Annotated in this window: 20 protein-coding genes and 4 pseudogenes; 18 read left to right on the forward strand and 6 right to left on the reverse strand. The window is 35.3% G+C overall.

The genetic code is table 11. The annotated features are described in order from the left end of the window. Positions 1–92: 92 nt before the first annotated feature. A complete protein-coding gene (locus MVE64_RS15845; protein WP_247339459.1) occupies positions 93–794 on the forward strand; it encodes a LytR/AlgR family response regulator transcription factor in 702 nt (233 codons plus the stop codon). Between the two features lie 10 nt (positions 795–804). Further along, on the forward strand, positions 805–1,788 hold the full coding sequence (locus tag MVE64_RS15850; protein ID WP_247339460.1) for a sensor histidine kinase: 984 nt from the start codon (positions 805–807) through the stop codon (positions 1,786–1,788). Positions 1,789–1,802: 14 nt separating this feature from the next. Here MVE64_RS15850 and MVE64_RS15855 read toward each other — a convergent pair whose 3' ends face one another. Then, positions 1,803–2,351: a CBO0543 family protein gene (locus MVE64_RS15855; protein WP_247339461.1), complete on the reverse strand. Its 549-nt coding sequence runs from the start codon at positions 2,349–2,351 to the stop codon at positions 1,803–1,805. 333 nt (positions 2,352–2,684) lie between these two features. On the opposite strand from MVE64_RS15855, the gene MVE64_RS15860 reads away from it, so the two are divergent. The 10 genes and pseudogenes from MVE64_RS15860 to MVE64_RS15910 all read left to right on the forward strand — a co-directional run bounded on the left by MVE64_RS15860 (position 2,685) and on the right by MVE64_RS15910 (position 14,356). Beyond that, a complete protein-coding gene (locus tag MVE64_RS15860) occupies positions 2,685–4,418 on the forward strand; it encodes an ABC transporter ATP-binding protein (protein WP_247339462.1) in 1,734 nt (577 codons plus the stop codon). Next, positions 4,399–6,244 (forward strand): annotated as a pseudogene (locus MVE64_RS27420) (ABC transporter ATP-binding protein). The gene MVE64_RS15860 and the pseudogene MVE64_RS27420 overlap by 20 nt, the downstream one beginning before the upstream one ends. A 271-nt stretch (positions 6,245–6,515) precedes the next feature. Beyond that, positions 6,516–7,121: a glycerol-3-phosphate responsive antiterminator gene (locus tag MVE64_RS15875; protein WP_247339474.1), complete on the forward strand. Its 606-nt coding sequence runs from the start codon at positions 6,516–6,518 to the stop codon at positions 7,119–7,121. A 13-nt stretch (positions 7,122–7,134) separates the two neighbouring features. Next, positions 7,135–8,256: an ABC transporter ATP-binding protein gene (locus MVE64_RS15880; RefSeq protein WP_247339475.1), complete on the forward strand. Its 1,122-nt coding sequence runs from the start codon at positions 7,135–7,137 to the stop codon at positions 8,254–8,256. Then, entirely contained in the window at positions 8,253–9,191 is a 939-nt protein-coding gene (locus MVE64_RS15885; protein WP_247339476.1) for a carbohydrate ABC transporter permease, read from the forward strand. Before MVE64_RS15880 ends, MVE64_RS15885 begins: the two co-directional genes overlap by 4 nt. Beyond that, positions 9,188–10,000 carry a carbohydrate ABC transporter permease gene (locus MVE64_RS15890; RefSeq protein WP_247339478.1) on the forward strand — a complete coding sequence of 271 codons (813 nt, stop codon included), beginning with the start codon at positions 9,188–9,190 and terminating at the stop codon, positions 9,998–10,000. Before MVE64_RS15885 ends, MVE64_RS15890 begins: the two co-directional genes overlap by 4 nt. Before the next feature lie 23 nt (positions 10,001–10,023). Continuing rightward, positions 10,024–11,402 (forward strand): annotated as a pseudogene (locus tag MVE64_RS15895) (ABC transporter substrate-binding protein). A 118-nt stretch (positions 11,403–11,520) separates the two neighbouring features. Next, positions 11,521–12,249: a glycerophosphodiester phosphodiesterase gene (locus MVE64_RS15900; protein WP_247339480.1), complete on the forward strand. Its 729-nt coding sequence runs from the start codon at positions 11,521–11,523 to the stop codon at positions 12,247–12,249. Positions 12,250–12,624: 375 nt separating this feature from the next. After that, positions 12,625–14,079, forward strand: coding sequence for an alanine/glycine:cation symporter family protein (locus MVE64_RS15905; protein WP_212138061.1), 1,455 nt, complete (start codon positions 12,625–12,627; stop codon positions 14,077–14,079). Positions 14,080–14,200: 121 nt separating this feature from the next. Beyond that, a complete protein-coding gene (locus tag MVE64_RS15910; protein ID WP_247339482.1) occupies positions 14,201–14,356 on the forward strand; it encodes a hypothetical protein in 156 nt (51 codons plus the stop codon). Between the two features lie 51 nt (positions 14,357–14,407). On the opposite strand, the gene MVE64_RS15915 is transcribed toward MVE64_RS15910, so the two are convergent. The 4 genes from MVE64_RS15915 to MVE64_RS15930 form a co-directional block, all read right to left on the reverse strand. Then, positions 14,408–14,653 (reverse strand): hypothetical protein, encoded by a 246-nt coding sequence (locus MVE64_RS15915; protein ID WP_247339484.1) that lies wholly within the window; start codon positions 14,651–14,653, stop codon positions 14,408–14,410. Positions 14,654–14,802: 149 nt separating this feature from the next. Beyond that, the gene (locus MVE64_RS15920; protein WP_247339486.1) at positions 14,803–16,404 is read right to left on the reverse strand and encodes a hypothetical protein; all 1,602 of its coding nucleotides are present in this window, start codon (positions 16,402–16,404) and stop codon (positions 14,803–14,805) included. Then, a complete protein-coding gene (locus MVE64_RS15925) occupies positions 16,379–17,281 on the reverse strand; it encodes an ABC transporter ATP-binding protein (protein WP_212138057.1) in 903 nt (300 codons plus the stop codon). Before MVE64_RS15925 ends, MVE64_RS15920 begins: the two co-directional genes overlap by 26 nt. Next, positions 17,256–17,666: a GntR family transcriptional regulator gene (locus tag MVE64_RS15930; protein ID WP_247339487.1), complete on the reverse strand. Its 411-nt coding sequence runs from the start codon at positions 17,664–17,666 to the stop codon at positions 17,256–17,258. The genes MVE64_RS15925 and MVE64_RS15930 overlap by 26 nt, the downstream gene beginning before the upstream one ends. 182 nt (positions 17,667–17,848) lie before the next feature. Here MVE64_RS15930 and MVE64_RS28145 point away from each other — a divergent pair. The 5 genes and pseudogenes from MVE64_RS28145 to MVE64_RS15950 all read left to right on the forward strand — a co-directional run. Further along, positions 17,849–18,385: pseudogene (locus MVE64_RS28145) on the forward strand (protoglobin family protein); the annotation flags it as partial. A gap of 333 nt (positions 18,386–18,718) precedes the next feature. After that, a pseudogene (locus MVE64_RS28150) lies at positions 18,719–19,161 on the forward strand (methyl-accepting chemotaxis protein); the annotation flags it as partial. A gap of 240 nt (positions 19,162–19,401) precedes the next feature. Further along, entirely contained in the window at positions 19,402–21,297 is a 1,896-nt protein-coding gene (locus tag MVE64_RS15940; RefSeq protein ID WP_247339489.1) for an ABC-F family ATP-binding cassette domain-containing protein, read from the forward strand. A gap of 1,129 nt (positions 21,298–22,426) precedes the next feature. Further along, entirely contained in the window at positions 22,427–23,152 is a 726-nt protein-coding gene (locus tag MVE64_RS15945) for a 5-formyltetrahydrofolate cyclo-ligase (protein ID WP_247339490.1), read from the forward strand. A 97-nt stretch (positions 23,153–23,249) separates the two neighbouring features. Beyond that, on the forward strand, positions 23,250–24,329 hold the full coding sequence (locus tag MVE64_RS15950; protein WP_247347096.1) for a nitric oxide synthase oxygenase: 1,080 nt from the start codon (positions 23,250–23,252) through the stop codon (positions 24,327–24,329). A gap of 51 nt (positions 24,330–24,380) precedes the next feature. On the opposite strand, the gene MVE64_RS15955 is transcribed toward MVE64_RS15950, so the two are convergent. Then, positions 24,381–24,512: a YflJ family protein gene (locus tag MVE64_RS15955; protein WP_098799252.1), complete on the reverse strand. Its 132-nt coding sequence runs from the start codon at positions 24,510–24,512 to the stop codon at positions 24,381–24,383. Between the two features lie 349 nt (positions 24,513–24,861). On the opposite strand from MVE64_RS15955, the gene MVE64_RS15960 reads away from it, so the two are divergent. Continuing rightward, on the forward strand, positions 24,862–26,340 hold the full coding sequence (locus tag MVE64_RS15960) for a methyl-accepting chemotaxis protein (protein WP_247339491.1): 1,479 nt from the start codon (positions 24,862–24,864) through the stop codon (positions 26,338–26,340). The last annotated feature ends 45 nt before the right edge of the window (positions 26,341–26,385 follow it).

Genomic DNA, 26,385 nt, shown 5'->3' on the forward strand with positions numbered 1-26,385 from the left:
TCGTGAAACTTCCTTTTTTTGTCGTGAAAATGCCAATTTCCTTCATGAACATGATAGAATATTGGTAAAAAATTCTATGGAAGAGTGCAAATATGATAAAAGTTGGTTTAGTTGATGACCAAAAATATGACTTAGAGAAATTGCAGATCACGCTTTCGAAAGAAGCTAATATTGAAATTGTCTTTGCGACGAATAACTCAGAGGAAGCCTACAAATTAATTAAAAGTGCGGATATTGATTTACTTATTACTGACATTGAAATGCCGGAGTTATCAGGATATGAATTAGCCGATTTTATACACAGCTACGCAATGGATATAAAGGTGATATTTGTAACCGGTCATAGTGGATATGCAGTTCATGCTTTTGAATTAGATGTTTTGGATTATATTATGAAACCATTTTCAAAAGAAAGATTGCTTAGAGGAATTAATCGATTACAAAAGAAAAAAGAGATAGCTGATAAAACAAAGCTGGTCCTAAAAAATAAATCTGACATCTTTTTTATTGATAAGAAAGGAATTATTTATATTGAAAGGACGGGAAGATCGACAACCATTTATACATATGAAGGAGATTTTTCTACCTATCAAACATTAAATGAGTTGGAGGAAGAGCTGGCGGGTTCACATTTTGTTCGTTCTCATAGGGGGTTTATTATTAACATTCATTATGTAAAAAACTTCTCGTTATATACAAAAAACTCCTATACTGTTCATTTCCAAAAAACAAAGAATACAGCTATTATTACAAAATCAAGTCTCGATAAGCTTCAAGATCAATTTTATAACTAGGGGTAATCTGGTGAATTCTATTTTATATATCGTCTTCATATGCAGTATGTATTTAATGGCATATTTTAAGCTATTCATAGATCAACATCAACTAGTGGTGATGCTTTTGGTGGGGATTCATGTTGCAGTTATCATGTTACATCGTAAAGAAATAAACATGCTTTCTTTATCTTTATCAACTTTAACTTTTAAAAGGACTAGTTTCTTTATAGTGCTTCAAGTAATATTTCTAGCAGTTATCGTAACAACAAAACAGGAAAGTTCTCAAATTATTTCTTTAATCGGGATGTTTGTTTGCGAAGTCGTTAGGTTAAGAAAGCTGCCGATTGAAGTAAAAGAACAACATGAGGTTCAACAGTTGTCTAAAAAGTTGGAAGAGATGAACGGACATTTTTTAACAGTAAGATCACAACGACATGATTTTCTAAAGCATGTTAGTGCTTTAGAATTTCTTATAGAACATGAAGCGAATCATAAAGCAAAGGAATACTTTCGCACATTGCTTGGTGAATATAATACAGTCAACCAGGCAATAAAAGGAGAGGATTCTCATATCTCTTCCATTCTATTAAAATATAAAAAATCAGCTGAACAAACAGGGACAGATATTGAATATAACTTTAATGTACCAGTCTCATCACTGCCTTTGAAGCCGATTCATCAGGTTCAATTGATCGCAAATCTCCTAGAGAATGCCGTTGAGGCTTCACAGAGTTATCACGATATTTATCACCATTCCGCCCTTACTTTAAAAACAGAAAGTCATGGCGGCATTTATATTCTTGAAATCATAAACAATGCCATATTCACTGATAAAAGCGAAATAGATTATATGTTTGAAAAGTTCGGTACAACTTCAAAGGGGAAAGATCATCAAGGGTTAGGTACCTTTATCATCTCTAATTTAGTAAAGTCCTATAATGGGCGATTATCTTTTCAATATATTGAAAATACAATAAATATAAAGATAAAAATACCAATAGTTAAAGGCTGATTCGAAAAAAAGAGTCAGCCTTTTGTAAGGTTATTTATCTTAATTAACTTCTCAACAATCCATTTAATGCTGATCGCTAAAAGGATATAAATAGGAAATGAGTAAAAATGAGACCAACTTAACTGTATATAAATTCCTAATAAAATAGCTATCGGTTCAAAAATAAATGAGAAGATAGCAGATAGGATGATGGAGGCGAAAATGTATGATCTCCATTTTGTGAAAAATTGATAAAGTAACATAAAATAAATGGAAATCATTAGATCAATACATAAGATTCTTGGGCCCCAAGGCAGAATCATTTTAGGATATTCCCAAATTTGCAGCTCTCCTCCAAGAGTGTCCAAAAAGGTTACGATATTTAGTGTAATAAATCCAAATAAAAGAATCGTCAACAGTCTTCTTTTGTCTAATAAACGAATCCATACAATAAATAAAATAACAAAAGTAATAATAAGGAACCACCATTGATAGCTAAAAATAATATCATCTCGCCAATAATCCCAACGAATTTTTGATAATTTTACTTGAGTTTCCATAATATCCATTAGGCTCGGACTCATCGCATACCTCACAATGTAAAATGTTGTTACTTATTATGGTTATTTTATTGAATATTATGAGTGCATCTTGAAAGAATGGGATTTCAAGTATGTAAAGTATCTACAGTCGTCATATCATTGCTTTTCATGTAATCTAAATTCAAGGTCAAGTTATCGCAAGTGCATTTAAAGATACTTAACAATATTGATTATTATTCTAATAAATAGTAGTGGAGAAACATAAAATGATACGAACCCTAGTGGTCGGTATCCAAAGTGTTTATTTGTAGACTATATAGTTAAGGTAAGTTACTTTATTTTCTCTCTTACTATTGTCTGGAGGCCCTTTATAGCATGTTAAAATTAAGAGCGTTTCTACATCCATACAAAATACCGATGGTCGTTGCATTGCTATTAATGTTAGCTGAGTTAACAGTGGAGTTGTTACAACCTTTATTGATGGCAAAAATTATTGATGATGGAATACTTAAAGAGGACTATTCGGTTGTTACATTTTGGGGCGCCGTGATGTTGGCCTTGTCTTTCCTCGCGTTTGCTTCAGGTATTATTAATTCTTTCTATGCTGCACACGTTAGTCAAGGCTTTGGTTTTGATATAAGAAAACAATTATTTGGAAAGGTTCAATCCTTTACTTTTGAGAAGCTAAGTAAGTTTCCGGCATCATCTCTTATTACGAGAATGACTAATGATATTACACAGCTACAAAATACCCTGTTTATGGGACTTAGAATCATGTTAAGAGCCCCGCTTCTTATTATTGGCTCAGTTATTATGTCCTTTTTTGTTAACGCTGCTTTAGCAACAGTCTTTGCGTTTGTGATTCCATTTGTTATCATTCTGCTTATTTGGATTATGAGAAAAGGTAGTGGTTTATTCAAAAAGGTTCAAGCTAAATTAGATGCTGTGAATGATGTTTTAAGAGAAAATCTAATGGGGATGAGGTTAATAAAGGCTTATGTTCGTAGAGGTCACGAAATTGAACGTTTTACAAAAGCCACTGATTCATTAAGGAATTCAACAACAAAAGCATTGCGAATGATTGAAATGGCAATGCCGATCCTGCTTCTTATTATGAACATAGGGATTATCTACATTTTGTGGAATGGTCAAGTACAGGTTGCAAGTGGAAATGTTCAGGTAGGTGAAGTGGTTGCAATTGTCAACTATGGACTTAGAACAACAGCAGCATTATCGATGTTTTCCTTTATTGTTATGTTTCTTTCGCGCTCTCGTGCTTCAGCTTCACGTGTGATGGAAGTTTTAGAAATAGATGAAGCGGAAGAAAAGTCTGTGGGGAAACAGGTATTACTTCAAGACGGAAGTATCTATTTTAATAATGTTTCATTTGTTTATCCTGGAACTAGTGAAAGAGTATTAAAAGATATTTCTTTTCATGTGAAAGCGGGTGACACGGTGGCGGTAATGGGTGGCACTGGGTCTGGGAAGTCATCTCTTTTTCAGTTAATTCCAAGATTATATGAAGTTGACTCTGGGAAGATCTTAATCGATGATGTTCCAGTTAGAAGCATGAATATTGAGTGTTTGCGGAATCAAATAGGCTTAGTTCCTCAGGAAGCTGTGTTATTTTCTGGGTCAGTAAAGGACAATATTGCGTGGGGGAAAGAGCATGCTTCATACGAAGAGATCATTGAAGCAGCAAAAGCGGCACAAATTCACGAAACAATTATCAAGCTGCCCAATCAGTATGAAACAAAAATAGGGCAGAAAGGGGTCAATCTTTCAGGTGGACAAAAGCAAAGATTATCTGTCGCAAGAGCTTTTGTCCGAAGACCCAAAATCCTTTTGTTAGATGACAGTACGAGTGCCCTTGATGTGAAAACAGAAAAGAAATTACTGAATGCTTTAAAGAACTATACCTGCACAACTTTACTTATTACCCAAAAAATTAGTACAGCACAAGAGGCTGATTATACCCTGTTGTTGGATGAAGGGAAGATAGTAGCTTATGGACATCATCATGAGTTATTAGAAACATCCCCTCTCTATCAAAAAATTTATCGTTCGCAAATGATGGAGGAGGTGCCCGATGTTAAAGCATCTAACTAGCCCATTTAAGTATGAAAGAATGTCCCTGGACAACCACAATCCACAAACGAAAAAGCGAAAAGTCGGGTTTGAAGAGGGACTGCAAACTGTCTTTAGGATTTGGAGGTATTTATCCGAAAAAAAGGGTCAGTTTTTCCTTGTTCTGATTATGGTTATTTTAAGCTCATCCTTAGGGTTGTTAGGGCCATATTTAATTGGAAGAACAATTGATGAACATATTGTTACATTAGCAACTGATGGTTTGGCTTTCGTGGTTATGGGGTATTTGGTAATTGTTTTTATATTCCATTCTATATCATTATTTTTGCAAAACTACTGGATGATTGGGATATCACAATATACAGTAAATAAAATGAGATCAGATTTGTTTAACCATCTCCATTTCCTACCTATTTCATTTTTTGATAAACGGCAGCATGGGGAGCTAATGAGTCGAGTGACAAATGATATTGAAAATGTAAGCTCAACCTTAAATAGTTCAGTTATACAAATCTTTTCAAGTCTATTGACCTTAATTGGAACAGTAACAGTTATGTTATGGTTAAGTCCCTTATTAACGCTTATTACTTTAATCATTATTCCACTTATGGTTATCGGTATGAAGTGGATTACTAGACGTACTGGGAGTCTTTTTAAACAGCAACAACAACGTTTAGGTGAACTCAATGGGTATATTGAGGAAGTAATATCAGGGCAGAAAATGATTAAAGCTTATTCGCAAGAGCAAAAGGTAATTGAAAGCTTTATTGATAAAAGTAATAATTTGCGAAATTCGGGATTTTGGGCACAAACGATTTCAGGCTTTATTCCTAAGGTTATGAATATGCTGAATAACCTTAGCTTTGCTATCATTGCAGGCATTGGGGGCTGTTTGCTCTAAATGGAATGATTACAATAGGTACGATTGTTATTTTTGCGGAATATGCAAGACAGTTCACGCGACCTTTAAATGACTTAGCAAACCAATTTAATACGTTATTATCAGCAATAGCGGGTGCTGAAAGAGTGTTTGATATTCTTGATGAGGAAAAAGAAAAGGATTCAAGCTCTTCAATGACTGTTACCGATTTAAATGGAGAGGTCCGCTTTAAAGATGTTTGCTTTTCGTACGAACAAGGAGATGATAAGCAAACACTAGAGGATATGAATTTCCTTGCACTTCCTGGAGACACCGTTGCTCTAGTAGGGCCAACAGGTGCCGGGAAGACAACTGTTATTAATTTAATATCCCGATTTTATGATGCTGACCAAGGTGAGATTTACATTGATGGAAAAAATATAAACAGAATAAGCCAGGACAGCTTAAGAAGTCAAATGGCCTTCGTGCTGCAGGATACCTTTCTTTTAAAGGGACAATTTTAGATAACATTAGGTATGGAAGAATGAATGCATCTGATGAGGAAGTTATCGAAGCAGCAAAGCTTGCCAATGCAGATTCATTTATTAGTAAGCTACCAGAGCAATATCATTCTCTCATTCAACATGACGGAAATGGAATTAGTCATGGTCAGAAACAACTATTGGCTATTGCTAGAGCAATGCTTGCAGACCCGAAAATTTTAATTCTAGATGAGGCGACGAGCAGTATTGATACGATTACAGAACTACGAATTCAAGAAGCGTTATCAAGATTGATGAAGGGAAGAACAACTTTTGTCATTGCCCATCGATTAAACACAATCAAAATGGCTGATCAAATTATCGTTTTAAAAGATGGGAAAATTATTGAAAAAGGAACACATAAACAATTGCTTGAAGAACGAGGATTTTACTTTGATATGCAAGGTCAAAGTGAAACAGGAGTTATTGCAAAACCTTCTTACTAAATAAGAAGGTTTTTTCTATTGGTTTTTGTGCGCACTTGGTAATATTTACATAAACTAAATAATCTATTTACAAAAATATACATTATCTTAAAACCAACTTTATAATTCGTTGATACTATAAAGCTGTGAAGGACAAGTGAATAGATTAGGTTGTGAAAATGAGAAACCATAAAAAGAAATAGGAGAATTACGTTGCCGTAACCCCTGTGTTTTTTTATGGTTTCTTTATTTTGCTATTCGACCTTCAAGTCAATATGAAGGAGTGGGTAGGATGGACATGCTACAGGAATTTACAAAAAGATTGGAAGAAGATCAAGTTATTGCATCTATCAAAGATCCAAAAAGCCTAGATCAGTTTTTAAACACAGATATACAAATGGCCTTTTTATTAACAGGAAACATTAGCGTGATAAAGAGATATGTTGACTTACTAAAGAAAAACAACCGATTTGTTTTTTTACACATCGAAAAAATCCCCGGAATAAGTTATGACCGTGAAGGATTGAAATTTATAGCAAAGTACGTAAAGCCAACTGGAATTATAACAACAAAAAGCTCACTTATCCAATTAGCAAAAAAAGAAGGGTTGTTAACAATCCAAAGACTCTTTTTAGTTGATACAGATGCGGTGAAAAATGGCTTGCAAACAGTTAATGACATTAAACCTGATGCTCTTGAGGTTATGCCTGCGCTTATTCCAGATATGATTAGCAAGCTAAAAAGAGACACAAATCTTCCTATTATTACAGGTGGACTTGTCCAAAATCAATTACAAATTGAAGCAGCATTAGAGAGTGGAGCTGTAGCTGTTTCGACAGGGAGACCTTGGCTTTGGAAGACACGTAAAGAGGATAGAGCTTTGTATATAAATAAATGAGGAGGTTAACGGAATGAAGCGTGTAGAGTTGAGAAACGTAACAAAGTCCTATGATGGAAAATCTGATGTGATAAATGAAATTGATGTCACGATTGAACCAGGTGAATTTTTTGTGTTAGTAGGTCCTTCTGGATGTGGAAAAAGCACAATGCTTCGAATGATTGCTGGGCTTGAGGATATATCGAAAGGAGAGCTATATATTGGTGACGTTCTTTCCAATCAACTACCAGCTAGTCAGCGTAACCTATCAATGGTGTTCCAAAACTATGCATTATATCCACATCTAAGTGTTGAACAAAATATTACGTTTGGCTTACATACAAAGAAAATTTCAAAATCCGAACAAAAGAAACGTTGTATAGAGACGGCGGAAATGCTGGGGTTGTCGGATTTATTAGATCGTAAACCGCGGCAATTATCAGGTGGACAACGACAAAGGGTGGCATTAGCACGTGCGATTGTGACGCATGCACCGATTTGTTTGATGGATGAGCCTTTATCTAACTTAGATGCAAAGTTAAGGGCGAAAATGAGATCAGAAATCAGACAGATTCAAAGAAAGCTAGGAATTACGATGGTCTATGTTACACATGATCAAACAGAAGCAATGACAATGGGTGACCGCATGATGATTTTACATAACGGGAAAATTCAGCAAATTGGTAGGCCAATTGATATCTATAATATTTCAGCAAATACGTTTGTAGCATCCTTTATTGGAGCTCCTCCGATGAATCTCTCGGAAGTCTCAGTAAGGGACAATTGTTTACAGCTTGATGATCATCGCTCAATTTTACTAGCTAATGAGGTTGCTAGTCTGTTGCCTAAGGATAAGAAGCTAATGGTAGGAGTTCGTTCTGAGGATGTAAAGCTTGCAAAAGACGGACAGGTGAGCTTTTTCGCTGAGGCTGTGAATGTAGAGGTGCTTGGTACAGAAACTCTCATTACATTTGAGGTTGGTCATAAGCAGTGGATAGCAAAATGGAACGGACAATGGAACGTTGATATCGGGGAAAGAATACCGTTATACGTTACACCTTCCGATATTTATATGTTTGAAGCTGATAGTGGGGAGTGTATATGGCATCAATCTAATAGGTTTGATCAACACACTCTCAAGGAGGCAGTTTTATGAGTAGCTTGCCTGATGTTTCATCACCTTCGCTTGATATACAAACAAGTTCAAAAGCCAAAAAAAGAGAGTTACCCAACTTGTTAATAGGATTACTTTATCTGGCACCATCTATTATCTTGTTCGGATTATTTCTTTTTTATCCAATGATACGTACGTTATATCTGAGCTTTTTTTTAACAGATGGACAAGGAGTGCCAATTACGTTTGTAGGCCTTGAAAACTTCACTTACCTTTTACAGTCTAAGAGCTTTCAACAAAGTCTTAAAGCAACAATACTGTTTGTATTGTACACAGTTCCGCTAGGAGTGGTGATTGCCTTATTTTTAGCTGTTATTGCTAATGAGAAGGTGAAGGGAATAGGCTTTTTTCGAACGATGTTTTCTTCCACGATGGGAATGAGTGTTGCGGCCTCTTCGGTTATTTGGATGTTTATGTATAACCCGGCAATAGGAATATTAAATAAATTGGTCACTGCTGTTGGTGGCTCTGAAATCCAGTGGTTACTAGATCCGAAGTATGCCCTGTTTTCTGTTGCAGTGTCAACGATTTGGATGAATACAGGATTTGCTTTTCTTATTTTGTTAGGTGGCTTGCAAAATATAGATGATTACTTGTACGAGAATGCTGAAATAGCAGGAGTAAGCTATTGGTATAAGCTCAGGAAGATAACAATTCCGATGTTATCTCCCACTCTATTTTTCATTGTTACCGTATCGTTAATCAATGCATTTCAAACCTTTGGTCAGATTGATATTTTAACAAAGGGAGGACCAGTGGAGTCCACAAATGTTATTGTTTATTCCATCTATAAAGATGCCTTTATAAACTATAATGTTGGATCTGCAAGTGCTCAAGCAACAATTCTTTTCTTCTGTATTTTATTTATTACCATTCTTCAATTTAAGCTTGGGGAACGGAAGGTGCATTATCAATGAGGAGTCTGAAAAAGATCGTCTTATATATATTGTTAATTATTTCAGTTATTTTTATGGTATTTCCAATTTTTTATGCATTCATGATCAGTTTTATGCAAGGAGGAGAGGTGCTCAAAGGTAATCTAATCCCTAATAGTCTTACTTTAGAAAACTATAAATCTGCTTTTGAAAAGGTTCCTCTTCTTCAATATCTTTGGAACAGCTTTTATGTGTCAACTGTTGTTATGGTAGGCCAAATAATTGTGTCCAGCCTGGCGGCATTTGCTTTTGTGTTTATATCCTTTAAAGGAAGAGAGCTTATCTTCTTCTTATTTATCTCAACAATGATGATTCCTTGGGAAGCAACAATGGTTCCGAATTTCATAACGATTCAAAAACTAGGTTGGCTGAATTCCTATTCTAGTCTTACCATTCCCTTTTTCGCATTAGCCTTCGGAACTTTCTTGTTAAGACAACAATTCAAAACAATACCTAAGGAGTTGTATGAAGCCTCACAGGTTGCTGGAATAAGTCGTTTTCGCTTCTTTTGGAACGTTGTTTTACCAGTTTCAAAAACAAGCTTAATTACATTAGGAATCTATAGCTTTTTAACCACCTGGAATATGTACCTATGGCCTCTGCTTGTCACAAACAACGAAAGTGTTCGTACGGTACAAATTGGTTTAAAACAGCTGCAGTCACAAGAAATTTCAACCGAATGGGGGGTGGTGATGGCAGCAGTCGTTGTAGTTATTCTTCCAACACTTATTTTATTGTTTATTGGTCAAAAGCGTCTTCAGAGTGGACTTACTCAAGGTGCAATTAAGTAAAGAATATTAAGGAGGACTTATTCATGAAGAAAAAATTTCTAATTATTTTATCTGCTTTGTTTTTATTACTATTAGGAGCTTGTTCAAGTTCAAGCACGAATTCTTCTGGTGCAAAATCAGAAGCTGAAGGTACAGAAGGGACAGAAACTGAGGAAACCTCAGAAAAGCAAGAAGTAGTGTTTTGGCATGCGATGAGTGGAGATCTTGAAACAGTATTAAATGATATTGTTGCTGATTTTAATGAATCTCAAGATAATATTGAAGTAAAACCGGTTTTCCAAGGTACATATGAAGAGGCATTAACAAAGTTCAACACTGTTGCAGGTACGGAGGATGCTCCGACAATTATGCAGACATTTGAAGTTGGAACAAAGTATATGATTGATAGTGGCCATGTTCAGCCTGTACAAAAATTTATTGATGAAGAAAATTATGATACATCACAATGGGATAAAACATTTCTAATTACTATACAGTCGATGGCGAGCAATATTCTATGCCATTTAATTCATCAACACCAGTCTTGATTTATAATAAGGATGCGTTTAAAGAAGCTGGATTAGATCCTGAGAAAGCACCGATGACATATAGTGAACTGAAAGATGCTGCGAAAAAATTAACAAAAGCAGATGGCGGAGAAACAAGTCAATACGGATTCTCTATTCTTAATTATGGTTGGTTCTTTGAAGAGATGCTAGCAGAACAAGGTGGTCATTACGTTGATAATGAAAACGGTCGTTCCGGAAATGCAACAAAGGCTACATTTAATGATGAATTGGGGTTAAATGTATTTAACTTAATTTCAGATATGTACAATGAAGGTACATTTTATAATGTAGGACAAAACTGGGATGATATGCGTGCGGCATTCCAATCAGGGAAAATGACGATGTATTTAGACTCTTCAGCTGGTGTAAAAACAATTGTAGATAATGCTGATTTTGAAGTTGGCGTTTCATATCTTCCAATTCCTGATGATGCTGAAAGAAATGGAGTTATTATTGGTGGAGCATCAGTTTGGATGTCAAGTGGTATTGATGAAGAAAAACAAAAGGCTGCGTGGGAATTTATGAAATATCTAACTACTCCTGAGGTTCAAGCAGATTGGCATGTGAAAACTGGTTATTTCGCAATTAATCCTGCTGCATATGAACAGGACGTTGTAAAACAAGAATGGGAAAAATACCCACAACTTAAAGTAACAGTTGATCAATTACGTGATACAAAGACTAATACAGCTACACAAGGAGCACTGATATCTGTATTCCCTGAATCAAGACAAAAAGTTGTAACAGCAATGGAGAACTTATATCAAGGAATGGATCCGAAGGAAGCTCTTGATCAAGCTGCTGAAGAAACAAACCGTGCATTAGAGGTTGCCAATAAAAAGCAAGGAAACTAATGAACATTAGGTATTTTAAAGTAAGAGTAGAGTGTTATTTACCACCTCTTTCGACCCTTGAAGGAAATTCTCTTCCGGGGTCTTTTTTTAGAGATTACTAGAATATAGGAGATCGGATATGAGTAATAAAGTAGAAATTTTTGCACATCGTGGGCTAAGTGGACTGTACCCGGAAAACACAATGGCTGCATTTAAAGCAGCAGTGGAAGTAGGAGCACATGGTATCGAATTAGATGTACAAATGTCACAGGATGGAGAACTTGTCGTAATTCATGACGAAAAAATTGAAAGAACAACGAATGGAGTGGGATATGTTAAGGATTTAACATTAAATAGATTAAAACAATATGATGCAGGAAGCTGGTTTCATGCTGACTTCAAAAATGAAAATATTCCTACACTTAATGAAGTGTTAGAGTGGGTAAAGACACTTCCGTATAAACTGATTGTTAACATTGAATTGAAAAATGATAGAATTGATTATGAAAAACTTGAGGAAAAGGTGTTACGGTTAATTCATGAGCTGAATCTGCACCAACAATGCATTTTATCTTCATTTAACAGAGACAGCTTGAGGAGAATCTATGAGATTGATCATAATATAGAAACAGCTTTACTATTTCAAGGTGTACCAACTGATGTTTTAAGTATAGCCAAAAACCTCCATGTACAAGGTCTTCATTGTGAAGCAGTATTTGCGCAGTCAATTTTAGGAAGAAAAGCAAGCCTGGCAGGTTATCCAATTAGAGTCTACACAATAAATACTTTAGAGGGTTTTCATTCGCTAGAGAATACAAATGTTTCCGTTGTTATGACTGATTTCCCGCAGATGTTTCTCTCATTATGAGGGGATGGTATTCTTGTAGTCTATTACTATTGTGAGAAATTTATTACAAAAATATAATTATTTTTTTCTTCATGGTAAAAAAGTATAATTATTATTTTAGAATATCATATTTATCGGATTTTCTCTCAATAGTATTTTAAGGATTACTTATGTTAAACTAGTTGAAGTTATCTTGGTTATGCTATTTTAATGGTGTTTATCATCATATATATCCGGGTTGAACTAAATGTTAGAACACATGGTATTTTAAATTACTTTATTATAATAAAATAAAATGTGAGATTACCTAACATTGCTATTGTGTTATATGGAGATATTGATTATAATTTTAAAAGATAGAAAATTCAGCTTTTTATAAAAAAGGGGGTTTTGTTTATGGAGGGATTTGTTACTGCCTTAAACAGTGTCTTGTGGAGCACACCAGTAATTTATATTTTACTAGGTGTGGGATTGTTGTTTTCTATTTTAACTCGTTTTCTACAAGTAAGACACATTAAGGAAATGGTTAGGCTTATGTTTCAAGGTAAAAGCTCAGAAGCTGGGGTATCCTCTTTCCAGGCACTTGCGATCGCACTTTCTGGACGTGTAGGAACAGGAAATATTGCCGGGGTAGCTACCGCAATTGCTTTCGGTGGTCCTGGAGCAGTATTTTGGATGTGGGCAATCGCTTTTATCGGGGCATCAAGTGCATTTATTGAGTCAACACTAGCTCAGATTTACAAAGTGAAACAAGATGGTCAATATCGTGGGGGCCCTGCTTATTTCATTGAAAAAGGAATTGGTTGGAAATGGTTTGCTGTTCTTTTTGCATTTGCAGCATTAATTGCAATGGCGATTTTAATGCCAGGTGTACAATCTAACTCAATTGCACTTGGGATGGAAAATGCATTTGGAATTCCTAAAGCAGTTACTGGTCTTGCAGTTGTTGTACTTCTAGCGGTTATTATCTTCGGTGGAGTTAAAAGAATCGCCAATGCAGCTCAAATCATTGTGCCATTTATGGCGATTGGTTATATTGTTTTATCACTTATTATTATTCTTATGAATATTACAGAGTTACCTGCAGTTATTTCTCTTATTTTCCGAAGCGCATTTGCGTTAGATTCAGCTTTTGGTGGACTAATTGGTATGGCTATTGCTTGGGGAGTAAAACGTGGTATTTACTCTAATGAAGCTGGTCAAGGTACTGGTCCTCATATGGCAGCAGCAGCAGAGGTTTCTCACCCTGCTAAGCAAGGTTTAGTTCAAGCTTTTTCTGTTTATATTGACACGTTATTTGTATGTTCAGCAACAGCATTTATGATTTTATTCACTGGTATGTATAATACTGAAGCACCTGATGGTTCGTTTATCGTTAACAATCTAGAGGGAATTGAAGCAGGTCCTGGTTATACGCAAGCAGCAATTGATAGTGTTATTCCTGGATTTGGTGCAGGATTTGTAGCGATTGCATTATTCTTCTTTGCTTTTACAACGATTATGGCTTACTACTATATTGCTGAAACAAATATTGCTTACCTTATCCGTGGAAAGAACAGTAAACTTCCAATGCTTCTTTTAAAAGTTATTCTTTTAGGAGCAACATTCTACGGAGCAGTTAAAACGGCAAGCTTAGCATGGGCTCTAGGTGATGTTGGATTAGGAATTATGGTATGGCTAAACGTTATTGCGATATTAATACTTGCAAAACCAGCATTACTAGCGCTTAAAGATTATGAGCAACAGAGAAAAGAAGGAAAAGACCCTGTCTTCGATCCGAAAGCATTAGGCATTAAGAATGCTGACTATTGGGAAACTGAATACAAGAAGGATCAAGATCAAGCGTCGTGAGGAAAAGGCTAACCATTTGGTTGGCCTTTTTTTGGTGCCTGTCACTACCCGAATTATGTCGAATTAAAATAAGATAATTGTACATATTAAAAATGAAATTGCTGTAAGGAGGGGTACACTAATGTCTAAAGAAGGCAGACAGAATTCAGAACAATCAAGTATGCAAATTGCCAAGCAACAAGGGAAAAATGATATTGAATTTGGTACAGATGTTCAGGTAGGAAATAGTCAACACCAGAGCCAAAAGAAAAGTGGTAGACAGGTAAACAAAAAATAAATTGAAACTAAAAGAAGCAGCTAATTAATTAGTTAGCTGCTTTCTTGGGTTCTATTTCAATTTTCCCTTCATCTCATCTGTCATGTACTGATCAGGAATAGAACCATACCATTCATTTCCGTCTTTTAAAATGAGTTTCACATAATAAGTATGATCTGATGAATACTCAGTAAAATGGCGGATAATTGTTTTTAAAGACTCATTATCAGTTATTGTCGCATGCTTTTGCCCAGTTTTATAATACTCTTCTGCTGAGAACATTTCTTCAGCTGGGTTTTGAGGGGTTACAATTGTCATTTCAGCTTCTTTAATATCGTTAGCATCAATGCGTGCATCTTCTAAATAATCATGTTCATCTAGCCAGTTCGTAACATTTTCGTACGACTTCTTCCAATCAATTGAATAGCCATCAAATATATGTTCTTCGTTATTGTTCCGCTTATACTCTATGTCAATATATGCCCAAGGAGAAGCAGGCTTACAAGATCTTCAATAGATTGAGAGAGGATATCCTTTTCTATTTCTCTTCTAAACTCATCAATTTCTTTTTTGTCTGAAATTGTAATCGTGTTAACATGATGACCAGGACCAACTGGATTAATTCTAATGTTTAAAATATCTTTTCTTTGCACTTGGTAGAATTCTGGCTGATTAACAAGATAACCCTCCGATTCCATGACAGGTGTAAGATGTTTTTGGAATGCATCAGCAGGTAATTGATACTCACGTGTAAATTGTTTACCGTTTTTCATTCGGTAAGTAATGAATCCTTGTACTTTGTTTACATCTGAATACTTCTGTGATTCAATAAAATCTTTTTGATTAATAATTTCTTCATGCAGGTTCCTAACGTCTTGGATAAAAAGCTTATTATCCGAAAATGGATCAATTTCGTTCCTTATCAATTCTTGCATATCATATTTATTACCGAAGTACACTTCCTCGATTTGATCCATTCTAGGAAGATTCGCTTCATAATTGATTAAGTCTGTTTTAATTCCTAGTAGTACAACGATAAAAACAACACTATAAATAATAATGCCTGTAAAGAAATGGAGACGAAGAATACGCCATGTTTTGAGTAAAACCATTTCAGCTACCGTATAGCCAATTAATGCTCCGATAATATAGCCAAAAATAATCCAATTCCTATTAAGATCTCCAGTAGCAGAAAAATAACTGCCACCTAAAATCATACTGCAGAATGTTACTCCATATTTAAAGATCGGTTTTAAGAAAGAAAAGGCAATAACATCAGTTGCCCGTTCTAGCTGTCTTAATTTGTATAAGACTAAACCAATAACAAAAAAGAACACCGTAAAAATAATATAGATCATGATTTCAAGTGTTGAATATGGTTGAGGTTCATCCCAGGTTCCAACAAATCGTAGAAATGGAGATAGGTACATAAGCTTTTCTTCTATAGAGGCTGTCGTAAAACCAAAGAGAAGAAAGGATAGATTATAAGTAACCATCGTAACCATACCAATTGGTAAAAACAGAAAAATATAAGTTAAAATTGCCTGTACAGTCGACATTCCTGTGATAAAGCCAACTGCAATGGAAAATGAAAACATCATGCATGTTAATAAAGTAACTACACCGAACCATGACAATAGATCTAAAACTGTTAAGATTCCCGAAAACCCTTCAATTGTATTTGTTACAAAGTACGTAATAACAGCAGTTAATATAATAGGTACAATTAGTAGAAGTAGTCCGCTTATTACATGACTGAAGTACAGTGTTTCTCTTCTAATTGGAAGGCTATGGACCATATCTACTGAAGCTTCGTTTTGGATGTAGCGGAACAGTAATAATCCGGCAGCTACTGGGACTGCAAAGTATAGAACAATTTGTATCTCTGGATTCACCATTAGATAATTTTTATAATCTGTGAAAATGACATATTTTCTAGATGCGATTTGAAGGAGGCCAAGTGGTAGTGTAAATAATAGACTGACTAAGTAGACAAGGCTAATCCATCCAAATTGTCTGAAGTCTTGCTTGACTACAGCATTTTTATAGAAGGATTTTCTCGATTTCATAACCCACATCCTCCATTTCATAAATGAATATTTCCTCTAATGTTAGTGGCAATAAATCATAAAGCAAAACATCTGTTGAATGGATGATTTTGCTGATTTTTTCTTCACTACCTCGAACAATTAAAAGAGAAACGCTTCCTCGTTTTTCATAATGTAAAATATTTAGCTGATTTAATAGATGCTCCTCATGTGTAGGGTCAGCTAAAGCTAGTTGAACCTTGTGTGTATCAGATTTTAGGTCATCTATTTCTTTTTCGATCATGATTTTTCCCTTATGCATAATCCCCACATGATCACATAAGTCCTCAATTTCTCGAAGGTTATGAGAAGAAATAATAATCGTCATTTCTCTTTCAGCTACATCTTGAAATAATAGATTTTTAATTTTTTGCCTCATAACAGGATCGAGTCCGTCAATTGGTTCATCGAGAATCATGACATCAGGCATAGCTGATAAAGCCAGCCAAAAGGCTACTTGCCTCTTCATTCCTTTAGATAATCGATGTACCTTTTTATTTAAACCGATATTAAACGCTGAACTTAGCTGCTCAAAACGTTTCTGGTTCCATTTTGGATAATACTCTCTATATTGAGATGCCATTTGTGCTACTGTTGCTTGTGGGAAAAAATAAAGAACATCCGGGATAAAGATAACCCTTTCCTTTACTTGTACATGTTCGTATGAGGGTATATCATCAATCAGAATACTTCCCTTATCAGCTCTATTAATGCCTGCGATTATTTTTAAAAGTGAGGTTTTACCGGCTCCATTAGAGCCTAACAATCCATAGATTGATCCTTTTTTAACATGAAGGGTAAGGTCATCTACAGCAAGGTGATCATTATATTTTTTACTTATGGAATTTACCTGAATCATTATGTTTTTTTACCCCCTTTGTTTGGTGATGTGCTTCGTCAAATAATACATATAAATCTTCTTTTGTTAAGCCTAAGTAGATCGCTTCGGCAATGAGTTTTCTGATGTCTTTTTTTAGATCATTCAATTGTTCATTGCTTGGCATATGTTCTATTGCCGAGACAAAATTTCCCTTCCCCTTAATTGAGTAGATGTATCCTTGATTTTCAAGTTCACGATAAGCTCTTTGAATTGTATTGGGATTAATTGTCAATTGACTTGATAGCATTCGGACAGAAGGTAATTGCTCATCAGGTTTTAGAATCCTATTAATGATAAGTTCCTTGATTTTGTCGACTAATTGCTCATATATGGGCTTTCTGCTTCTTACATCTAATTGAAACATTCGTAACCCCCTTCGTCTTAACTGTATTAATATTCTTAATACAGTTAATGGTAAAGTGTTAAGAAAGATAATGCAATATAAAATTTTAATAAATAATGTTATTGTGTAGGTATAAAGATATACAAATATGTAACAAATGTTATACAATGAGAGGGACGTAAAACCGGGAGGATGGAAGAAAGATGTTTGGATTAAAGAAGAAATCAATAGAAGATTTATATATATTTGAACCACAAATTAATTTTCCTGAAGACCATGAAATTGCAGTTGTTTCTGATAAAGAAATTTCTTTAAGGCTTCAGTATATGGGCTTTAAGGCTGAATATCTTGAAGTTTTGCAACAATCACAACCATTTTTACTAGAGATTATTGATGAGATACTACAAAAAGTACTTAATCATCTTTTCAAGCAACCACTACTAACAAGAATTGCCACAGAGCATTCAACTAGAGAGCGTTTGTATAAAGTATTTGTTCATTATTTTAAAAGTATTTTAAGTGGAAAGCTTGATGAAGAATATTTTCAGATGAGAAAAAGAATAGGAAGTACGCATAATGGGGCTCATTTACCAGCGTCGTGGTTTATTGCTACTTACTCTGCATTGAATACACTGTTAATTCCCCAAATTGTAAAAAAGTTTGAAAAAGATCCTGAAGCGCTATCAAGAGTTCTTCTAGCTATAACACATGTGACAAATCTAGATTCACAATTAGTTGTAGAAAACTATATTGGATCAAGAATGAATGAACTAAAGCAACTAAATGCATCCAAAGAGCTACTTCAGAAGGAGTTAGTAGCCATTAGTCAAGAAGTTGCAGCTTCAGTAGAAGAAACAGAAGCAACGATCTATGAAACAAGTACGAAGGCTGACCAAATTCGCCAGGAAACAGAAATTACTCAGAAAAGCAGTCGAAATTTAGTTGGCTTAACTAATGAAAATGAAGTGCAAATGGGCTCAATGATAGGTACCTTTAATGATGTTATTGGTGGAATGGACAAGTCAATCAAGGGTATCTTGAATTTGAAAGATACTTCAGAAAAGATTTTAGCTATGACAAAAAGCATTGAAGAAATTGCCGATCAAACAAATTTATTAGCATTAAATGCCTCGATTGAAGCAGCTAGAGCTGGTGAAGAAGGAAAGGCTTTGCCGTTGTGGCATCAGAAGTAAGGAAACTTGCAGAAAACTCTAAAAAGATGAGTAATGAAATAAAAACATTAGTTGAAAAAAATAATAACTCAACTCAACATTTAGTTGAGGATATGAAAGCTATGAATAACTCAACTCAAGCATCACAAGCTAAAATTCAGCAGGTAAAAGGTGGTCTACTTACTGTAAAGATGGAAATGGAAAACTATTTATCTATGTTTGATCGTAACAAACATGATCTGGATTCTATTGTTTCTTCTATTAAAGAGATTAACCATACAACAAGTAGTTTATCCGTACTAGCTAACTCCCTATTAGAAAAAGCTGAGGATGGTCAACACTAAAATGTAGGAGAAGCCGCGCAATGCGGCTTTTTTGTATGAGGAAATACGCGGCTAATCTTTGTCTAATGATAGATTATATGGCAAACTTAATAGATTTAAGTTGAAAGTTGAACGACTTTTCCACGAAGTTGATAGAGTGAAAAATAAAATCCTAATTTTCCATCCTTCTCTCCTACTTTTCTTACTATTAACTACCTGTTATGCTATACAATAGATAAAACTGTTGAAGGATTGGATAATATGAGCATATTACAGGTAGAAAATTTATATAAAACATATGGTGAAAAGGTGTTATTTGACCATATTTCGTTTACCATTGCAGAAAAGCAGCGAATTGGATTAATAGGAGTTAATGGAACAGGAAAATCAACCCTATTAAAGGTGATTGCGGGGATAGAATCAGCTGATTCTGGTGAGATTACACATTCAAATACGATTCGAATTGAATATTTACCACAACAGCCAGAGTTAACTGAGGGCTTAACAATCTTAGAACAAATTTATTATGGTGATGCCCCAATTATGCAGGTGATGAGAGAGTATGAATTATCTCAAAGTGAGCTTGAACAGGATCCGGAAAATGAAACAAAGCTCAAGCATCTCATGAATATGCAACAGAAAATGGATCAGCATGATGCTTGGGAAGCAAATACTGCAGCAAAAACAATATTAACAAAGCTAGGTATTACTGACTTTCAAAAGTCGGTAACCCATTTATCTGGCGGTCAAAAGAAACGGGTTGCTATTGCCAAAGCCTTAATTCAGCCAGCAGATATACTTATTCTCGATGAGCCAACGAACCATCTTGATAATGAGACGATTGAGTGGCTCGAAGGATTTTTAGCACAATATAAAGGTTCTATTGTTCTGATCACGCATGATCGTTACTTTTTAAACCGTGTAACAAATCAGATTTTTGAATTAGATCAGGGCCAGCTTTATACCTATTCAGGAAACTATGAGGTTTTCTTAGAGAAAAAAGCTGATCGGGAAATGAATGCAGAGTTAGCTGAAGAAAAACGTCAAAACCTCTTAAGACGCGAATTAGCTTGGCTAAGACGAGGTGCAAAGGCACGAACAACAAAGCAAAAGGCTCGAATTGGTAGAGTGGAAGACCTTCAGGATCAAAAAGGACCTGCCGCAAAGCAAGATTTAGATTTCGCGATTGGTTCCACTCGATTAGGAAAAAAGGTGTTGGAGCTTGAACATATTTCAAAAGCATATGATGGAAGAGAGCTTATTGCTGATTTTAGTTATTTAGTTACCCCAGGTGAAAGGCTTGGTATTATCGGTCCGAATGGAACAGGGAAGTCTACGCTTTTGAACATTATGGCTGGACGTATTGTGGCTGATGAGGGAACTATTGATGTAGGAACTACTGTTAAAATTGGTTTTTATACACAAGAGCATGAAGAGATGGACGAAAACCTTCGTGTTATAGAATATATTAAAGAAACAGCTGAAGTAGTTTATACGATTGACAATCAAGTCATAACAGCTGAGCAGATGCTTGAACGCTTTTTATTTCCACGCTCAGCTCAGTGGACCTACATTCGTAAGCTATCAGGAGGCGAAAGAAGAAGGCTCTACTTATTGAAAGTATTAATGGAAGAGCCAAATGTTCTCTTTCTAGATGAGCCAACAAATGACCTTGATACTCAAACATTAAGTGTGCTCGAAGATTATCTGGATCAATTTCCAGGGGTTGTGTTAACTGTATCACATGATCGCTACTTTCTTGACCGTGTTGTGGACCATTTAATCGTTTTTGAAAGCAATGGAAATATTACTCGGTTCCAAGGCAGTTATTCAGAATTCATGGAAGAGAAAAAACTACAGGAAATGAATGCAGTAAAAGAAGAACCAGCTGCTGATAAATCCTCATACAAAAAGGATAAGAAAAGACGCCTTTCCTATAAAGAACAACAGGAATGGGAAGGTATTGAAGATAAAATTGCAGAGCTGGAGGAACGAAAAGAGCAGCTGGAACAGGAAATTGCTGCAGCTGGAAGTGACCTTGGAAAAGTACAAGAGCTATATAAAGAGCAAGAGAAAGTCGAGCAAACTTTGGACGAAACAATGGAACGCTGGGAAGAATTATCTCTTCTGGTTGAGGAAATTGAACAGAGTAAATAATGGACAAAGACTTAGTGCATCTTATTGGTGTAGTAGGTCTTTTTTACTTTTTGTTAATTAAACATTTGTTTAAACGTTAATAAGTAGGATTTCAAGTTTAAACAAGGATTGAATAGGAATAAAAGCGGAAGGTCGCGTTGTTTTTTCATTGTCACGTCAATATGGTCTCTGATCAAGTCGAAATCACAAGAAGTTAAGTCAAAACAAGGATGGGTCAAGTCGAAACAAGGATCGGTCAAGTCAAAAGAGATGAAAATCAAGTCGATTGCAAGTCGTCACGTCGATATGTCCTCTGGTCAAGTCAAAATCACAAGAAGTTAAGTCGAAACAGCGGAAAATCAAGTCGATTATAAGTTGTCACGTCAATATGTCCTCTGATCAAGTCAAAATCACAAGAAGTTAAGTCAAAACAAGGCCTGGTCAAGTCAAAGTAGAGGAAAATCAAGTCGATTACAAGTTGTCACGTCAATATGTTCTCTGGTCAAGTCAAAATCACACGATGTTAAGTCAAAACAAGGAATGGTCGCGTCAAAACAGAGGAAAATCAAGTCGATTACAAGTTGTCACGTCGATATGTCCTCTGGTCAAGTCAAAATCACAAGAAGTTAAGTCGAAACAAGGATTGGTCAAGTCAAAACAGCGGAAAATCAAGTCGATTACAAGCCGTCACGTCAATATGGTCTCTGATCAAGTCAAAATCACAAGAAGTTAAGTCAAAACACGGATTGGTCACGTCGAAACAGCGGAAAATCAAGTCGATTATAAGTTGTCACGTCAATATGTCCTCTGATCAAGTCAAAATCACAAGAAGTTAAGTCAAAACAAGGATTGGTCAAGTCAAAGCAGCGGAAAATTAAGTCGATTACAAGTTGTCACGTCAATATGTCCTCTGGTCAAGTCAAAATTACGAAACATCAAGTCAAAACAAGGATTAGTCGCGCCAAAAGAACAAAAAATCACGTCAGTTCAGTTCTCCATTCTCAACATCAACAGTTCACCCTATTCAGTTAATTCAATCAAACAATCCAGTTCAAATCAAACATAATCTTCGTACAAACCTCATTACGTGTCTATCCTTTTCACTTTGTTTATAATACAGGTAACAAACGTTAATAGATTGGAGGACTATATGAAAACAAAGGATGAAATTAGACATAGTGTTTGGAAGCAGCTTACGGAAGAGAAGAATGGGCGATTTCCTTTTCCTCTAGTAAATCGGATTCCGAACTTTAAAGGAGCAGAGATTGCTGCAGCACATATTACAACTTTGCAGGAATATAAAAAAGCAAAAGTGATAAAAGTAAATCCTGATGCCCCACAGCTTCCGTTACGTAAACAAATTCTTTTAGATGGGAAGGTATTGCTTGTCCCCACTCCACGTCTCAAGGCTGGATTTATTATGGTGAAACCAGAATGGGTGCCAGCTGGTGAGGAACGTAAAGCCGCAAGCTTAAGTCATATTAAATCCTATGGGAAAGAAATACCTTTAACAGACATCCCGTCTATTGATTTAATGGTAGTTGGTTCAGTAGCGATTCATTCGGACGGAAGAAGATTGGGAAAAGGGGAAGGGTATGCCGATCGTGAATACGCCATTATCCGTGAGTTAGGTAATCCACCTGTTCCAATTGTAACGACCATTCATAGTACTCAATTAGTAAGTGATGATATTCCTAGGGATACATATGATTTAACAGTTGATTGGATTGCGACTGAAAAGGGACTAACCAAAACCAATTCTCCATATGAAAAACCTATTGGTGTTGAGTGGAACCACGTTACAGAGGGAGAAATGATTGAAATGCCGATATTAAAACAACTTTGGGAACTTAAGTATTCAAAGAAAGAAAGGTAATGAATGAGTGTTTATATTAGACGCAAGGACTGGACTGGAAGTAAGATATAAGAAATTATGTAAGAACTTTTAAGAGGTGACCAAATTGGTTGCAAACATGCAGCTAGAACTTGAAGCAATTGAATTTATTAAAATCGCTTATAAAGAACTTGGGAAGTCAAACGAACAAATTGATGAACGAATAGAGGAAGTAAAGTCTCAAATAAAAAACAAAGGCTATTATGACCATACTTTTGAAGAACTCGAGCATGGAGCTAAAATGGCTTGGAGAAACAGTAATAAATGTATTGGTAGACTATTTTGGAATACATTAACTGTATTTGATCAACGCCAGGCAGAATCCGAAGAAGATGTTTTTTATGCGTTGCAAAATCATCTATCCTTTGCTACAAACGCTGGTAAGATCAGGCCGGCTATCACTATTTTTAAACCTTCATTAAAAAAAGAAAATAGTGTTCGAATATGGAATCACCAATTAATTCGCTATGCAGGATATGAAACAGAACATGGATATCTAGGAGATCCAGCTTCTATCTCGTTTACAAAGCAATGTGAGGAACTAGGTTGGCGGGGAGAGCGAACAAATTTTGATGTTCTTCCACTCATTATTCAGGTAAATAATCAACATCCGAAGTTATTTGCTATACCAGAAGATAAAGTACTAGAGGTGTCCATTGTCCACCCTGAAATAGAAGCTATCGCAGATCTTCATTTGAAATGGTACGGCGTACCGATAATTTCTGATATGAAGCTGGAGATCGGTGGGATTGAGTATACAGCGGCCCCGTTTAACGGATGGTATATGGAAACAGAAATTGGTGCAAGAAATTTAGCCGATTCGTTTCGCTACAATCTTCTGCCTAAAATTGCTTCGGTTATGAATTTAGATACAAGAACTCACGCGAATCTATGGAAAGATCGAGCGCTTATCGAGCTAAATGTTGCAGTTCTTCATTCCTTTAAAAATGAAGGTGTAAGTATTGTTGATCACCATACGGCTGCTCAGCAATTCAAACGATTCGAACAAAACGAACGTGAAAGTTCCAGAGATCTTACTGGTGACTGGACGTGGTTGATTCCTCCAGTCTCACCTGCGACAACACATGTTTTTCATCAAAGCTATGAAAATAAAGTGATCAAACCAAATTATTTTTATCAAGCTTTACCATATGATTAAGTAGGGGGCACACTCATCACAGGTGTGCCTCTACTTGTTTTTAAAAGAAACTTATTTGCTGTGTTTTTCAAGAAGGTTAGCTAGAAAATGTTTTTTGTAGCTTTCGAGCTTTCTCTCTTCATGACGGCGAACACCTAATTTCTTAAGTTCTTCAACATACCATCCTTTGCTTCCGTAATGCATTGAAATCACCCTTTCAGCTGAATTTTTTAGAATATATAGAGCATCGTTCAAGAGAACGTAACAAAAATAGCCTCTATTCCGATAAGAATAGAAGCCGTTTTAAGTTTTGTGGTGTCATTGTAACATCTATAAAACTGTGTGAAAAGGGGGGATTTTTAATTTTTTTCTTTAAAAACTGCCATGGAGCGATTTTATAGTGAAGAAAAATTTTATGATAAAAAGCATTAAAAATTGACAAATGCTGCACTTTTTAGAGAAAAGTCGAACTGTTTCACAAAATATAATGGGAAATTTTGCCCAATCATGATATATTTTCTATATAAAAGTGATAAATATAAGGGGGATATGTATGAATACGATAGAAAAAATGGTTTTGACTGATATAACGAAGAAAAATACATTAATGTTTATTAGTTTCTCCATTTCCCTGATCATGGCTATGGCTAAAACAATAGCAGTTCAGGATATATCAAAGGGGATTTTTTATGGAGGAGAATTGTTAGCGTTTACATTGTTGTATCTTATTTTTCAAAAACTAGTAAAAAAACCTGTATTTTTCCCATACACTAGCATTATTTCAATCTATTTATTTTTAATTTCCGCTCTTTTTATATGGGGGCCAAATGCTGAAATTATTATTATTATTTTATTTTTAACATTAATTTCTTCTATACATATGAAGAGGAATATCTTTGCGTTAGGCTATACCCTAGGGTTTATCGCTTTTGTATTATCATTTATCCTAAAACAAGAAGATAACCTAGCTTTATCAACTATTTTTGCTTCAGCAGGAATTGTCTATGTTTTATCAGGGTTAGTCCTTGGAATTGTGATCCATTTAAATAGCCGTCAATTTCATCAGCTTCAGCATTTTCTTGATCAAGCTGAAAGTGAAGCAAGTGAGAAAGAGAAACAAAAGCAGCATCTTGAAATCAACGTTTCTGGAATTGTTGAAGCCATTTCTATTGTTAACAAGCAAATTCAAGAAAGCTTAGAAGCGCAACAAGAAATGAAACAGGCGATTACGGAAGTATCAGCCGGCAGTCAAAATCAATCAGACCAAATTAATGATATATCGGAAAATGCAAAGCTAACGATGAAATCAATGGAGAAGCTCCATTCTATTTCAAATGATTTGAAAGAAGATTCTAGCCGTGCAAGTAACATTATCATTGAAGGTAATCAGCAGGTATTTGAATTAAACTCAGATATGAATCAGTTAAAAGCAATGATTACTGAGTTAGATCAAACGTTTAAGTTATTAACAAGCACCATAACTGAAATGAATCAGTTAACCAATTCAATAAAGGAGATCACTGATCAAACGGGTTTGCTTGCCTTAAATGCATCTATTGAAGCTGCACGAGCCGGTGAATCTGGCAAAGGATTTTCAGTTGTAGCTTCAGAAATTAGAAAGTTAGCAGATGTAACAAGGGCAACAACAGAAAAAATAAACGACAATCTTCATACTTTAAATGAAAGTAATGCAGCTGCTGTTTCAAAGATGGAGGATAGTCATTCTTTTATTGATCGAAGTGTTAAGTCATCGGACAAAGTAAGTACATCGATTCAACATGTGAAAAAAACATTAGAAAACCTATCTTCACAGTTCGAGCAATTTACAAAGTTTGCGGATCTTGTGAAAGGTCAGTCACATGATGTCCAACTATCAACGAATGAGCTGGCAGCAATTATTGAACAATCTTCAGCAAGTCTTCAGGAAATGAGTGCAAATGTTGAAAATTTAACAGAAGATAACAAGACAATCGCACAATTAATGGGAGAAACGTCGGTAAAGGCTGAGAATTTGAGACATGCAAATTCATGATATGATACTACAAATATTCATACAAAAAAGCTGTAAAACGAGATA

Origin of the sequence: Metabacillus endolithicus (assembly GCF_023078335.1) — a bacterium.
Classification (GTDB): Bacteria; Bacillota; Bacilli; order Bacillales; family Bacillaceae; genus Metabacillus; species Metabacillus endolithicus.

Excerpts from the sequence above, each read along its gene's own strand:
- MVE64_RS15845 (WP_247339459.1), top strand. The coding sequence starts at position 93 with ATGATAAAAGTTGGTTTAGTTGATGACCAAAAATATGACTTAGAGAAA.
- MVE64_RS15855 (WP_247339461.1), bottom strand. The coding sequence starts at position 2,351 with ATGAGTCCGAGCCTAATGGATATTATGGAAACTCAAGTAAAATTATCA.
- MVE64_RS15860 (WP_247339462.1), top strand. The coding sequence starts at position 2,685 with ATGTTAAAATTAAGAGCGTTTCTACATCCATACAAAATACCGATGGTC.
- MVE64_RS15875 (WP_247339474.1), top strand. The coding sequence starts at position 6,516 with ATGGACATGCTACAGGAATTTACAAAAAGATTGGAAGAAGATCAAGTT.
- MVE64_RS15880 (WP_247339475.1), top strand. The coding sequence starts at position 7,135 with ATGAAGCGTGTAGAGTTGAGAAACGTAACAAAGTCCTATGATGGAAAA.
- MVE64_RS15885 (WP_247339476.1), top strand. The coding sequence starts at position 8,253 with ATGAGTAGCTTGCCTGATGTTTCATCACCTTCGCTTGATATACAAACA.
- MVE64_RS15890 (WP_247339478.1), top strand. The coding sequence starts at position 9,188 with ATGAGGAGTCTGAAAAAGATCGTCTTATATATATTGTTAATTATTTCA.
- MVE64_RS15900 (WP_247339480.1), top strand. The coding sequence starts at position 11,521 with ATGAGTAATAAAGTAGAAATTTTTGCACATCGTGGGCTAAGTGGACTG.
- MVE64_RS15905 (WP_212138061.1), top strand. The coding sequence starts at position 12,625 with ATGGAGGGATTTGTTACTGCCTTAAACAGTGTCTTGTGGAGCACACCA.
- MVE64_RS15910 (WP_247339482.1), top strand. The coding sequence starts at position 14,201 with ATGTCTAAAGAAGGCAGACAGAATTCAGAACAATCAAGTATGCAAATT.
- MVE64_RS15915 (WP_247339484.1), bottom strand. The coding sequence starts at position 14,653 with ATGACAATTGTAACCCCTCAAAACCCAGCTGAAGAAATGTTCTCAGCA.
- MVE64_RS15920 (WP_247339486.1), bottom strand. The coding sequence starts at position 16,404 with ATGAAATCGAGAAAATCCTTCTATAAAAATGCTGTAGTCAAGCAAGAC.
- MVE64_RS15925 (WP_212138057.1), bottom strand. The coding sequence starts at position 17,281 with ATGATTCAGGTAAATTCCATAAGTAAAAAATATAATGATCACCTTGCT.
- MVE64_RS15930 (WP_247339487.1), bottom strand. The coding sequence starts at position 17,666 with ATGTTTCAATTAGATGTAAGAAGCAGAAAGCCCATATATGAGCAATTA.
- MVE64_RS15940 (WP_247339489.1), top strand. The coding sequence starts at position 19,402 with ATGAGCATATTACAGGTAGAAAATTTATATAAAACATATGGTGAAAAG.
- MVE64_RS15945 (WP_247339490.1), top strand. The coding sequence starts at position 22,427 with ATGAAAACAAAGGATGAAATTAGACATAGTGTTTGGAAGCAGCTTACG.
- MVE64_RS15950 (WP_247347096.1), top strand. The coding sequence starts at position 23,250 with ATGCAGCTAGAACTTGAAGCAATTGAATTTATTAAAATCGCTTATAAA.
- MVE64_RS15955 (WP_098799252.1), bottom strand. The coding sequence starts at position 24,512 with ATGCATTACGGAAGCAAAGGATGGTATGTTGAAGAACTTAAGAAATTA.
- MVE64_RS15960 (WP_247339491.1), top strand. The coding sequence starts at position 24,862 with ATGAATACGATAGAAAAAATGGTTTTGACTGATATAACGAAGAAAAAT.